The organism is Halolamina sp. C58, from assembly GCF_051195095.1.
Classification (GTDB): domain Archaea; phylum Halobacteriota; class Halobacteria; order Halobacteriales; family Haloferacaceae; genus Halolamina.
This window is the reverse complement of the sequence record NZ_JBNTJY010000003.1, coordinates 130,050-142,488: the sequence shown is the minus strand read 5'-3', so window position 1 is coordinate 142,488 and position 12,439 is coordinate 130,050. Positions and strand designations below refer to the sequence as shown.

The following is a 12,439-nucleotide window of genomic DNA, read 5'->3' as shown; positions in this document are numbered from 1 at the left end:
TTCTGGACGAGGATGACGTCGGCCGACTGGACGGCGACGTCGGTGCCGCTCCCGATCGCGATACCGACGTCGGCCCGCGTCAGCGCCGGCGCGTCGTTCACCCCGTCGCCGACCATCCCGACGAGCTTGCCCTGGTCCTGAAGCTCCTGAACTTTCTCGTCCTTGTCTTCGGGGAGGACCTCCGCGAACACCGTGTCGATGCCCAGTTCGTCGGCGACAGCGTTGGCGACATCCTGGGAGTCCCCAGTCAACATCGCCACCTCGATGCCCAGATCGTGGAGGGTATCGACGACACGGAAACTCTCCTCACGGATTACGTCAGCCATCGCGAACGCGGCAATCAGCTCGCCTTCACGAACAAGGTATACCACCGTCTGAGCGTTCTGTCCCGCCTCGTCAGCGAAGCGGCGGAGATGGTCGGGTATCTCGCTATCGAGTTGGGTTAACAGGTTTGGCCCGCCGACGTACACCTCATTTCCGTCGACGTTCGCACGGACGCCCCGGCCTTTGATCGCCTCGAAGTCGGTCGCGTCAGGTGCGGTGAGGTCCTGCTCGTCGGCGGCCTCGCGTATGGCTCGCGCGATCATGTGTTCGGAGTCGCTTTCGACGGCTGCTGCCAGCGCGAGAGCGTCGTCCTCTTCCACGCCCTCGACGGTCGCCATGTCGACGACGCCGTGTTCGCCTTCGGTGAGCGTCCCCGTCTTGTCGAAGATGATGGCGTCCAGGTTCCGCGCCTCCTCCATCGCGATACGGTCCCGGACCAGCATCCCGTTGCGAGCCGCCAATGACGTGTTGATTGCGACCACTAGGGGGATGGCGAGCCCGAGTGCGTGCGGGCAGGCGATGACGAGCACTGTGACGACGCGCTCGATGACCGTTGCGTCGAATGAGACCGCGAGCGTCCACGCGATTGCTGTCACGACTGCCGCCGCGAGGGCGACGTAGAACAGCCAGCCTGCCGCTCTGTCGGCCAGTACCTGTGTCTTGGATTTGCTCTGCTGGGCTTCCTCGACGAGGCGCATGATTCCCGCGAGCGTCGTCTCCTCGCCCGTCGCACCGACGCGCACGCGGAGGCTGCCGTCGCCGTTGATCGTCCCACCGATGACCTCGTCGCCGGGGTCTTTCGAGACCGGTTTCGATTCGCCCGTGATCATGGACTCGTTGACGTCGGAGTCTCCCTCTTCGACGACGCCGTCAGCAGGGACACTCGCACCCGGCCGGACGAGTACGAGGTCGCCCTCGGAGAGTTCACTCACCGGGACCTCCTCAGTGTCGCCGCCGTCGGTAATCCGCTCGGCGGTGTCCGGCATCAGCTTCGCCAGTTCGTCGACCGCACTCGAGGCCCGTCGCACCGACCGCATCTCGATCCAGTGCCCCAGCAGCATAATGTCGATCAGGGTGACGAGTTCCCAGAAGAACGCCGACTGCGTCGGGAAGACCACGCTCGCGAGGCTGTAGACGAACGCGACGGTGATCGCCATCGAGATGAGCGTCATCATCCCCGGCGACCGATCTTTCAGTTCCGGTACCGCCATCTGGAGGAACGGCATCCCACCGTACGCGAAGACGATGACCGCGAAGACGGGGTTGATCCACTCGCTGCCCGGGAACGCGGGGACGGAGAACCCGAGCCACTCCTGCAGCATTTCGCTGTATAGCAGGACTGGGATCGACAGGAGCGTCGAGACGAAGAAGCGCCGGCGGAACATCTGCTCGTGGCCCTCGTGCATCCCGCCATGCCCCTCACCGTGGCCCTCATGGGAACCGTGGTCGTGTCCTTCGCCCTCGTGTCCAGCGTGCTCGTGCTGCTCGTCGAGCACTGTCTCACTCTCCGCAGCAGGGTGTGCCTCTTCTTCCAGTAGCTCCTGTTCTACCCGCTGCTCGTCCGACTCGGCGTCCGATTCATCCTGCTCGCCGTGTTCGTGCTGGTGACTGCTGTCGTCCTGCTGGTGTTCCCCTCCAGGGGGATTCTCATTTGTATCTTTGTGGTCGTCCATAGCCCATATTCTCTGTAGAGGTGGATCCGCTGGCCCCCTGAATCTTCCCCACTGAACTGTACAGCAGGACCAGCGTAGCGAAGCTTCAAAGACAACGGTTGGCCGTTGTCTCGGAGTGGTCCGCGCGATTCTCAGGCGTAAGCGGTGTACCCGGCGTCTTCGACGGCCTCCACGAGAGCTGTGACATTTGCCTCACCATCGACGCTCGCCTGTTCGCTCTCCCTGTCGACGGTCACGTCAGTCACGCCGGATACCTCTTCGAGGGCCTCTTCGACCGTCTGCTCACAGTGACCGCACGTCATGCCTTCCACGATGATCGTCGTCGTCATACAGGGATACACACGGCCTCCTCTCTTTAGCGGATTTCCCCTTCGATCATACTGATATCGTGGGGCTCAAACTTTAGATTCAAAGTGATACCTGCGGCCGTAACGAACTAGACATCGGATGCGGCAGGTGTCAATAGCGAGGAGGCTCAAGTATCGTTGTGACGCTCCCTGTACGTCTTCGCCGCTAAAAAGACATAGAGTGCGCCGATAGCCCGAATGCCCAAGCGGAATCGCTCGTTCCATTCTATCGACTCTGGACGCTCGTACAGGAACGCGGTGGCAAATCTCTGATACAGGTCGGGAAATAAGAGGACTATCGCGCCGAACACGCCGGTAAGATTCATCAGCAACGCGTATGCTCGCCCGTTAAAGAGTGAAAGCGCAGCTATCAGAACACCCTCCGACCGGACTGCTGGACGTATCCACCCTCTCACTGTTCCCTCGTCTGGATTCGAAATCGCGAGTTTCTCGAAGAGCTCGACGATTTCGTCCGGGAACAGCGCTGAGATAGCGCCGAGGACACCGACGAGTGTTCGAATCATACGATATGGTACGACCGATATGGATATAACTCCCACTGCGACGCTACACTATCGAGAACGAGGGGAGTCCGAACAGTAGCGGCTTCGAACCGGGCACGACGCGCACAGGCCGCTTGTCGAATGGGCGTCCTGAATCCTTATGGATTCGGGGCATACAGGGCGTAGAGGATAGACAGCATCCCGGCTGCGGTGACGAGTGCTGCGACGAATCCTGCTTCGAAGATCGACACCTGGAGGAGTTCGAAGAGGACGCCTTCAAGGAGGCCGCCAAGCCCGACCAATGCGAAGCCGGCGGCGACGTACAGGAGTAACTGCGTGTGATGTCGTTGGTACCCGCGATAGGCCTGATATGCGATGACCAGTGCTAACGCGGTCGTGAACAGTTTGCCGATGACGAATAGCGTGTGTTCCATAAGTCAGTCTCCCCGCATCTCCTCGAAGATGGTCGTAATCCGGTCGGCGGGGTCCGCCCGGACATCGATCTGGACATCGAAGCCCTCTGCCTGGAGGAGGACTTCAATACGTTCGAGACGAGCCTCGTACTCGCTGTAGTGCCGTCCTCCGGGGTCGACGTGCGTATACTCTTCGAGGAGGCCCTGCTCGACGAGGCGGGTGACACGGCGCGAGACGGTCGGGCGTGACATGTCACATTCCTCGCTGAGTTCCTTCGCAGACAGTCGGTCGGTCTTCGTCGCCACGAGGATGTCGCGAGCGTACTCGTCGTCGAGTGTAGCGAAGATTTCCGACGGGTCGGACTCCTCGGTCACACGTCTCTACTCGCGACAGGAGCGTAATATAGCCCGCCGATTTTCTGACTCAGAACGCCGGCTCGCCGTTATATCGTCTCTGCCTCCGTACTGATAGTTGAAGGTGCAATAACTATGTCCACACTCGACTCCGGCATGAATCAGCTCGAGAGCAGAGTCGGCGGTCTGACCGTCGGCGGGAAAGTTCACAGTCTCAGTGCGTGGTTCGTGCTCGCGCTCCGTCTCATGATGGGCTACGCGTTCGCGTACTCTGGGTTCACGAAGATCACCGGCGAGTTCGGCGCTGGCGGCTACCTGTCGAACGTCGCGGCGACGAACGGCAACCCGCTCGCGGGCATGTTCGCGTGGATGGGTAGCACGCCGTGGTTCGTCGAGTTCGCGAACGTCGCCGTGCCGTGGGGCGAGCTGTTCATCGGCCTCGGCCTGCTCGTTGGCGCGTTCGTCCGCCTCGCGGCGTTCTTCGGCGCGCTCATGATGCTCATGTTCTACTTCGGGAACTGGGACATGGGTCACGGGTTCATCAACGGGGACTTCGCGTACATGCTCGTGTTCCTCGCGGTCGCCGCGTTCGCTGCGGGCCGCATCCTGGGCCTCGACCAGTACATCGAACAGTACGAGATCGGCGGCGAAGCGCTCGTCGAGCGCTACCCCGCCCTCGAATACATCCTCGGCTAACCACGCCGAACTCTCTTCAGGAGTACAATAATGCAAAATCCAATTCAAGCACGCGGGATTCGTTCTCTGGGACTCATCGTCATCGGAGCACTGACGCTAGCCGTCATCATTGGAATGACTCTGACGCACGCTGCTGTTCCAGATACAGTGATGTGGGACTGGCATGACGGGATGTGGAATGATGGTCACATGGCCGGGTGGGGAATATGGAGCTGGGGGATGATGTTGATCGGTTTGCTGTGGATGGCACTTCTGATCGCCCTTCCCGTCTACATCGTCTACTGGCTGACAACGCGGTCGCCATCGGACGGCCCCACCGAGGATAGCGCACTCGCTGTCCTCCAGGAACGGTACGCTCGCGGCGAAATCGACGACGAGGAGTTCGAACGCCGGCGCGCCCGACTCACGCCTGACGGCGGCCGTTACTGACTGTTCTTCCCCTATTCGTCGACTTCCGTCTTCACGACGGTCGCTGGGCGGGTCGTCAATCGAAGGACGCGGTCGGTCACGCTTCCGAGCAAGGCCCGGTATTCTTCCGTCCGGTGTTTCGTTCCAAGTACAAGTAGATCCATATCTTCGACATCAGCATACCGTACAATCGTCTCAGCCGGTCGGCCGTGCTCAATTGCTTTGACAACATTGACACCGACCTCCTTCGCGTTATATTGGATGTCTGCGATTGTTTCCGTTCCAAGTTCTTCGAGGCCATGTTCTGGGCCCTCGGCTTCATCAACGTACTCGTCACCGCTGTATGCTGTTACGACGTCCTCATCGACTACATACAGAACATGAAGCTCGGCAGAATGGGCCTCTGCTAGCGCGATAGCATGGGATTCAGCCTCCTCAGAAGCAACTGTCCCGTCAGTTGAGAGCAAAACCGTATCGTACATTTCTCTTGACTTATTGAGACTAGATTATAAAAACCAGTGCTCTTGGATAGTGGCGTAGCTGGTAACACTTTTTGTAACTTCACAAAGTTTGGAGATTGTCGTCTCTCAGGGTTGAAGAGTGGAGGATTTCTATGACGACCAGCTGATGCTAAGCTATTTCCTGTTATGAGTCGTACTGATTAGCATGGGTACCAGACCAACTGACCTCCGGATGGACATTGGTCGTATTGCTGATGAGTCGGTCGCCCGTGTCACGCCTGACGCCACGGTTGCCGAGATCGCTCACACGATGATCTCCCAATCGCGGTGTGCCAGGTACGTGGTCGTCGAAGAATCCGATCAGATCTCTGGTATCATCACCGATCGAGACCTGATTGCTAACCTGCTCACCGAGGAAAGCGAGTTAAGTGTGCTCACAGCCGAGACGAGTGGAGACGACGTACGAGCTGCTGACGTGATGACGCGTGACCCACTTACTGTGCCAGCAGATGCTGAGATTCCAAAAGTCCTGAGACAAATGAACGAAGCGGGTGCTCGACACGTCCCGGTTGTTGAAGACGGGAGCGTTATCGGGATGATCACTCTGGACGATTTAATTACGCATGTTGCTGGTGAGAGTGCACACGTTTCAGCTCAGATGGATAACGTGGCGGGCATCATCCGAACAGAGTCTACGCACGATTGAAACGCTAATTTGGACTCAAAGTTATTCGTGTTGCTTGTGATTCCAGAAATAGAGTCAGTTGAGAGAGATTATTGCGTGAGGAGCCGTCTAAGGACGTAGTGGAGGATGCCGCCGTGTTCAATATAGGTCACAGCGGCCGGCGTGCCGACCTGTGCTGTGACCGGGAACTCGACAGTCGACCCGTCCGCACGCTCGGCGATAACGGTCAGTTCGTCCATCACGTCGAGCCCGTCATCGAGGCCGTGGATCGTGAAGATTTCCGACCCATCCAGACCGAGAGATTCCCACGAGTCGCCATCATCAAACTGCAGGGGGAGCACACCCATGCCGACGAGGTTGTCGCGGTAGATGCGCTCGTAACTCTCGGCGATGGTTGCGCGAACACCGAGTAGGTCCGTTCCTTTCGCCGCCCAGTCCCGGCTGGAGCCGGTACCGAACTCTTCGCCCGCCATCACGACGAGCGGGACTCCCTCCTCGCGGTAGCGCTGGCTGGCTTCGAACACGGTCGTCTGCTCGTCGGTTGGGTGGTGGATCGTATAGCCACCCTCGACATCGTCGAGCATCTCGTTCTCGATGCGGACGTTGGCGAACGTTCCCCGCATCATCACCTCGTGGTTGCCCCGGCGCGCGCCGTAGGTGTTGAACTCGTGCGGCTCAACGCCGTGATCGAGCAGCCACTGGCCGGCAGGGAGGTCAGATCCGAAGGGGCCAGCAGGGCTGATGTGGTCGGTCGTAACGGTATCGCCGAGTGTCAGCAGGCAGCGTGCATCCTCAATATCGGCGACGCCGGGTTTTTCGAGGGGGAAGTCCTGGAAGAACGGCGGCTCTCGGATGTATGTCGAGTCGTCGTCCCACTCGTAGACGTCACCAGTGGGCGCGTCGAGAGCAGCCCACCGCTCGTCACCCTCGAACACAGAGGCATACTTCTCCTCGAACATCTCAGGAGAGACGTTCTCGTGGATTGCTGCCTGCACGTCCGCTGCGTCGGGCCAGATGTCCGCCAGATACACCGATTCCCCCTCCTCGTCGGTGCCTAGCGGCTCGTTCTCGAGGTCGACGTCCATCCGCCCTGCGAGGCCGTAGGCGACGACGAGCGGCGGGCTCGCGAGGTAGTTCGCGCGGATCTTCGGGTGAATACGCGCCTCGAAGTTCCGATTCCCGGAGAGGACGCTCGTCGTCCAGAGGTCGTGGTCGTCGATCGCTTGCTCGATGGGATCAGGAAGTGGTCCGGCGTTCCCGATACAAGTGGTACAGCCGTAGCCGACGACCGCGTACCCGAGCTCTTCGAGATACGGAAGCAGGCCCGATTCCTCGAGGTACTGCGTGACGACACGACTGCCGGGTGCGAGACTCGTCTTGACGTACGGCGGGACATCTAAACCTTTCTCGACGGCGTTCTGGGCAAGCAGACCAGCAGCGATCATCACCGACGGGTTCGAAGTGTTCGTACAGCTCGTGATGGCGCTGACGAGGACGTCTCCGTGTCCAATTTCCACTGTCTCACCGTCGAGGTCGACCTCGACGCGTTTGGTTAACGGGTGCAGTTCCGATTCGGGTTCGACCTGAACACCGCCGTCGGTCTCCGCACCAGCTGCACCACCTTCGCCGAGCCACCGCTGTAGGGCGTCTTCGTCGACATCATCGAGGTCGTCTTCGAACTCCCCGTGGAGAAGTCCCCGGAAGCTCTGTTTCACGTCCCCCATCGGAATCCGGTCCTGTGGCCGCTTGTGTCCGGCGAGACTCGGCTCAACAGTCGAAAGATCGAACTCGACGACCTCGGTGTATTCCGGTTCCTGTTCTCCGAATAGCCCTTGCGCTTCGAGGTACTCGCGAACAAGGTCGATGTGGGCGGGGTCACGCCCGGTGAGTTCGAGATACTCGAGCGTCTGCTCGTCGACCGGGAACATACTGATCGTCGAGCCCTGTTCGGGCGCCATATTGGCGATCGTGGCCCGGTCGGGGACTGTGAGATTCTCCACACCAGGACCGAAGAACTCGACGAACCGGTCGACGACGCCGACCTCGCGGAGCCGTTCGGTGATGTGGAGCACGAGATCCGTCGCCGTCGCGCCCTCGGGTAATTCGCCTTCGAGGCGGACGCCGACGACCTCGGGAAGTTTCATCGTGACCGGCTGACCGAGCATTGCCGCTTCCGCTTCAATGCCGCCGACGCCCCAGCCGACCACACCGATGCCACCGATCATTGGGGTGTGGCTGTCCGTGCCGACGAGTGTGTCCGGCAGGAGCCATTTCTCACCGTCTCGCTCGCGGGCGTGGACGACCCGGCCCAGATGCTCGAGATTCACCTGGTGGACGATGCCGGTCCCCGGCGGGACGACGTTGAAGTTCTCGAAGGCGTTCTGCGCCCACTTGATCGCGCGATACCGTTCGGCGTTGCGCTCGTACTCCAGTTCGACGTTCTTCTCGTAGGCGTCCTCGGAGTCGAAGTAGTCGACTTGGACGCTGTGGTCGATTACGAGATCAATAGGGATCTCTGGTTCGACCAGGGTCGGGTCCCGATCTTTGCGGTCGACTTCGGATCGAAGGGCCGCCAGGTCGACAACTGCGGGCACGCCAGTGAGATCCTGTAGGACGACTCGTGATGGAGAGAACGGAACCTCTGCGTCCGGTACGTCTGGCTTCCAGCCAGCAGCATTCTTGACATCCGCTGCAGTAACAGTTTCGCCGTCGGCGTTCCGGAGCACCGACTCAAGCAGAATACGGATGCTCACAGGGAGCGTGTCGAGGTCACAGAGTCCCTGCTCTTCGAGTGCTCGAAGATCGGCCATCTTGTACGTCGTCCCGTCGACGTCGAGCTCGCGGACGGCATCGAACGGAAGTGTATCAGTCATAGTATCTACACCTGGGATTGGCAGTCGTATCAATCCCTCTCCGAATCCGATTCGACGAGAATCGGGATTTGTTACGCAGAGGCATCGTATCCAGCGTCTTCGACCACAGTCACAAGCTCATCCCGTTCAGCGGACCCCTCGACCGTCGCGGATTCTGAGTCACGATCCGCAGTAGCGGACGTAACCCCCTCAACTTCTTCGAGTGCCTCTTCGACGGTCTGCTCGCAATGTTCACAGGTCATTCCTTCGACGGTGATTGTCTGAGTCATATCCATTCGTAGATAGGGGCGAGTATTCTATGTGGTTTTCTGCTTAGAATCCAATGTTGTCGCAGCCCTAGATCACCGATTTCGAAGGTGTGTTGTGGGCAACAATAATGTATCCTGCGAGACGAAGCGGTCGTATGCGCAATTTGGATGAAACCGACTTAGAAATCCTCTCGTTACTCGCTGATGACGCCCGCCGCCCGTTCAGCGATATTGGCGAGGAGGTCGACTTGTCGGGGCCAGCCGTTTCTGACCGGGTAAAGCGATTACAGGAAGCTGGCATCATTAACAACTTCACGATTGACGTCAACCGGGCTCATCTCCGAGCTGGTGTACCGGTATTTATTCAGGCCGAAATCGGCTCAGCGTCGTTGGAGGCCGCCCGCGAGCGGGCTCGAGAGTCAGATGGCGTTGAACACGTCTTCACGACCTCCGAAGGAGATCTTTGGTTCTATGCCCGTGTTGAAGCCCAGAACGTACGTCAGTGGGTAGATGGACTCTTTAACGAGATCGATGTAGCAGATTACACCGTCACACTAATTGACGAGCTTGAATGGACGCCGTCCGTTGATGGCGTCGAATTTGCACTCACCTGTGCTGAATGTAACAATACCGTTGATAATCAAGGTGAAACGACGAGAATCGACGGAGAGATCTATCACTTCTGTTGTCCGTCCTGTCTCACACGGTTCGACGATCGGTATCAGCGACTCGAAGAGGGAGCGTAACGCTGTCTTTGGAATCCAAATTTTCCTGCAGTCGAAACCCCGCCTCTCGAAGCAGTAAATCGCCTAAACCTAGACCCCGTATAGTAGAACAAGCATGACAAGCCAAACAATCCATCTTGATATCACGGGAATGTCCTGCGCCAACTGTTCGGCGACGATCCAGGACACTCTCGAATCGCTCGACGGGGTATCGGAGGCGGATGCGAACTTCGCCACCGACGAGGGTTCCGTCACCTACGACCCTGAAGAGGTATCGCTCAAAGAAATCTACGACGCGATCGACGAGGCCGGGTACGGCGCAGTCTCTGAGACGGTAACGATTGCCATCTCCGATATGACCTGTGCCAACTGCGCCGAGACCAACCAAACCGCTCTTGAAAATATTCCGGGCGTCGTTAATGCGGAGGTCAATTACGCAACCGACGAAGCACAGGTCACCTACAATCCTGCGGAAGTATCTATTGGTGCGCTGTACGATGCTATCGAGGAGGCTGGCTACTCGCCCGTCCGCGAAGATGGTGCCGACGAAGAGTCGGGCCAGGACGCACGAGATGCCGCCCGTCAAGCCGAAACTCGGAAACAACTCAGGTTGACCCTCTTTGGGGCAGTGTTATCGGCACCGTTGCTCTTCTTCCTCATCGACAATTATCTGCTCGGTGGCGCGATCGTCCCTGAAGCCGTCTTCGGTGTGGAACTTGGCTGGGTTGAGTTCCTCCTCGCCACGCCGGTACAGGCGATCCTCGGCTGGCCGTTCTATAAGAACTCGTACAAGGCGATCGTGAAGAACGGCCGCGCCAATATGGACGTGCTGATTGCGATCGGTTCAACAACGGCCTATCTATACTCTGTGGCAGTCCTTGCTGAACTCATTGCAGGTGGACTTTATTTCGACACGGCAGCCCTCATCCTCGTGTTCATCACGTTGGGTAACTATCTCGAAGCTCGGTCGAAGGGCCAAGCGGGTGAGGCCCTCCGAAAGCTCCTCGAAATGGAAGCCGAAACGGCGACCATTGTCCGCGAGGACGGCAGTGAAGAAGAAGTTCCGCTTGAAGAGGTCACAACTGGTGACCGGATGAAAATTCGTCCAGGTGAGAAGATTCCCACAGACGGTGTCGTTGTCGACGGTCAGTCTGCCGTCGACGAGTCAATGGTCACTGGCGAATCTGTGCCTGTCGAGAAAGAGGAGGGCGATGAGGTCGTCGGCTCGACGATTAACGAGAACGGCGTCCTTGTCGTGGAGGCGACGAAGGTTGGAGAAGACACGGCCCTCCAACAGATCGTCCAGACAGTCAAGGAGGCCCAGTCGCGCCAGCCCGACATCCAGAATCTCGCCGACCGCATCTCCGCGTACTTCGTGCCTGCGGTCATCGCGAACGCCCTTCTCTGGGGTGTCGTCTGGTTCCTGTTCCCCGAGGCTCTCGCTGGCTTCGTCGACTGGCTCCCGCTGTGGGGTCAGGTTGCTGGCGGCCCGGCCCCGGTCGGTGGGACCGTTTCAGTCTTCGAGTTCGCGATAATTGTCTTCGCGTCCTCGATCCTCATCGCCTGTCCCTGTGCGCTGGGGCTGGCGACGCCCGCAGCGACGATGGTCGGGACGACGATTGGTGCCCAGAACGGCGTCCTGTTCAAGGGCGGTGACATCCTCGAACGCGCAAAAGACGTCGACACGGTCGTCTTCGACAAGACGGGCACCCTCACGGAGGGTGAAATGGAACTCACCGACGTGGTCGTCTTTGATAGCGATGGAAATGTGGTGACTGACGGTGGCGAGCCGACCCCAGATGGTGGACAGCTCAGCACCCGTGAGCGCCTCTCAGAGGATGATGTGCTTCGACTGGCGGCGATAGCTGAAAGCGGCAGCGAACACCCGCTCGCCCGTGCAATCGTCGAAGGGGCCGAAGAACGCGGCCTGGACGTGACTGAGCCTGACGACTTCGAGAACGTTCCGGGCCACGGGATCAAAGCAGTCATTGGTGACAGCGAGGTGCTGGTCGGCAACCGCAAGCTGCTGCGGGACAACGGGATCGACCCCTCTCCCGCTGAGGAGACGATGGAACGCCTCGAGAACGAGGGGAAGACGGCGATGCTGGTCGCCTACGAGGGGGAGCTCGTGGGTGTGGTCGCCGACGCCGACACAGTGAAGGAAAGCTCCAAGCAGGCTGTCACAGCACTCCAGGAGCGGGGAGTTGACGTGATGATGATTACGGGCGACAACGAGCGAACTGCCCGTGCGGTCGCTAAACAGGTGGGTATCGACCCGAAGAACGTCCGCGCAGGAGTCCTTCCTGAGGACAAGTCCAACGCGGTCGACAGTATTCAAGACGAGGGCCGGCAGGCGATGATGGTCGGTGACGGCGTCAACGACGCTCCGGCACTCGCGGTCGCACACGTCGGGACAGCAATCGGCTCCGGCACCGACGTCGCCATCGAAGCTGCAGACGTCACGCTGATGCGAGACGACCCGCTCGACGTGGTAAAGGCGATCCGAATCTCAGACGCGACACTCCAGAAGATCAAACAGAACCTCGTGTGGGCGCTCGGTTACAACACGGCGATGATTCCGTTAGCGTCGCTCGGCCTCCTCCAGCCCGTGCTCGCTGCAGCAGCAATGGCGTTCTCGTCGGTGTCGGTGCTGACGAACAGTCTCCTGTTCCGGCGGTACACCCCCGATCACGACTACAAGCTCTTCGGATTTCTTCGCTAACCGTCAC

General features: G+C 59.3%; 13 protein-coding genes. 5 read left to right on the top strand and 8 right to left on the bottom strand.

What is annotated here, in order from left to right:
* From ACQUSM_RS15140 to ACQUSM_RS15120, 5 genes are all read right to left on the bottom strand, one after another.
* Positions 1-1,997, bottom strand: a 1,997-nt coding sequence (locus tag ACQUSM_RS15140) for a heavy metal translocating P-type ATPase (protein ID WP_435119916.1), incomplete at its 3' end; no start/stop codon positions are given.
* Positions 1,998-2,128: 131 nt separating this feature from the next.
* A complete protein-coding gene (locus ACQUSM_RS15135; RefSeq protein ID WP_004594582.1) occupies positions 2,129-2,326 on the bottom strand; it encodes a heavy-metal-associated domain-containing protein in 198 nt (65 codons plus the stop codon).
* 146 nt (positions 2,327-2,472) lie between these two features.
* On the bottom strand, positions 2,473-2,868 hold the full coding sequence (locus tag ACQUSM_RS15130; protein WP_004594583.1) for a hypothetical protein: 396 nt from the start codon (positions 2,866-2,868) through the stop codon (positions 2,473-2,475).
* A 137-nt stretch (positions 2,869-3,005) separates the two neighbouring features.
* The gene (locus tag ACQUSM_RS15125) at positions 3,006-3,281 is read right to left on the bottom strand and encodes a DUF7521 family protein (RefSeq protein ID WP_004515576.1); all 276 of its coding nucleotides are present in this window, start codon (positions 3,279-3,281) and stop codon (positions 3,006-3,008) included.
* 3 nt (positions 3,282-3,284) lie between these two features.
* Positions 3,285-3,635, bottom strand: coding sequence for an ArsR/SmtB family transcription factor (locus tag ACQUSM_RS15120; protein WP_188980764.1), 351 nt, complete (start codon positions 3,633-3,635; stop codon positions 3,285-3,287).
* Positions 3,636-3,749: 114 nt separating this feature from the next.
* Between ACQUSM_RS15120 and ACQUSM_RS15115 the strand changes: the two genes are divergently transcribed.
* Entirely contained in the window at positions 3,750-4,310 is a 561-nt protein-coding gene (locus ACQUSM_RS15115) for a DoxX family protein (RefSeq protein ID WP_435119914.1), read from the top strand.
* A gap of 30 nt (positions 4,311-4,340) precedes the next feature.
* Positions 4,341-4,739 carry an SHOCT domain-containing protein gene (locus tag ACQUSM_RS15110; protein WP_049986209.1) on the top strand — a complete coding sequence of 133 codons (399 nt, stop codon included), beginning with the start codon at positions 4,341-4,343 and terminating at the stop codon, positions 4,737-4,739.
* A gap of 11 nt (positions 4,740-4,750) precedes the next feature.
* Here the strand turns inward: ACQUSM_RS15110 and ACQUSM_RS15105 are convergent, their stop codons facing one another.
* Positions 4,751-5,200, bottom strand: a complete 450-nt coding sequence (locus tag ACQUSM_RS15105; protein WP_435119912.1) for a universal stress protein — start codon at positions 5,198-5,200, stop codon at positions 4,751-4,753.
* 184 nt (positions 5,201-5,384) lie between these two features.
* Between ACQUSM_RS15105 and ACQUSM_RS15100 the strand changes: the two genes are divergently transcribed.
* Positions 5,385-5,885, top strand: a complete 501-nt coding sequence (locus ACQUSM_RS15100) for a CBS domain-containing protein (RefSeq protein ID WP_004594590.1) — start codon at positions 5,385-5,387, stop codon at positions 5,883-5,885.
* Between the two features lie 68 nt (positions 5,886-5,953).
* Here the strand turns inward: ACQUSM_RS15100 and acnA are convergent, their stop codons facing one another.
* Positions 5,954-8,737 (bottom strand): aconitate hydratase AcnA, encoded by a 2,784-nt coding sequence (gene acnA, locus ACQUSM_RS15095; protein ID WP_049986207.1) that lies wholly within the window; start codon positions 8,735-8,737, stop codon positions 5,954-5,956.
* A gap of 71 nt (positions 8,738-8,808) precedes the next feature.
* Positions 8,809-9,006: a heavy-metal-associated domain-containing protein gene (locus tag ACQUSM_RS15090; protein ID WP_049938510.1), complete on the bottom strand. Its 198-nt coding sequence runs from the start codon at positions 9,004-9,006 to the stop codon at positions 8,809-8,811.
* Between the two features lie 134 nt (positions 9,007-9,140).
* Between ACQUSM_RS15090 and ACQUSM_RS15085 the strand changes: the two genes are divergently transcribed.
* Positions 9,141-9,731 carry an AsnC family transcriptional regulator gene (locus tag ACQUSM_RS15085; protein WP_049986206.1) on the top strand — a complete coding sequence of 197 codons (591 nt, stop codon included), beginning with the start codon at positions 9,141-9,143 and terminating at the stop codon, positions 9,729-9,731.
* A gap of 94 nt (positions 9,732-9,825) precedes the next feature.
* Complete coding sequence (locus ACQUSM_RS15080) at positions 9,826-12,432, top strand: heavy metal translocating P-type ATPase (protein WP_004594598.1); 2,607 nt, start codon at positions 9,826-9,828, stop codon at positions 12,430-12,432.
* The last annotated feature ends 7 nt before the right edge of the window (positions 12,433-12,439 follow it).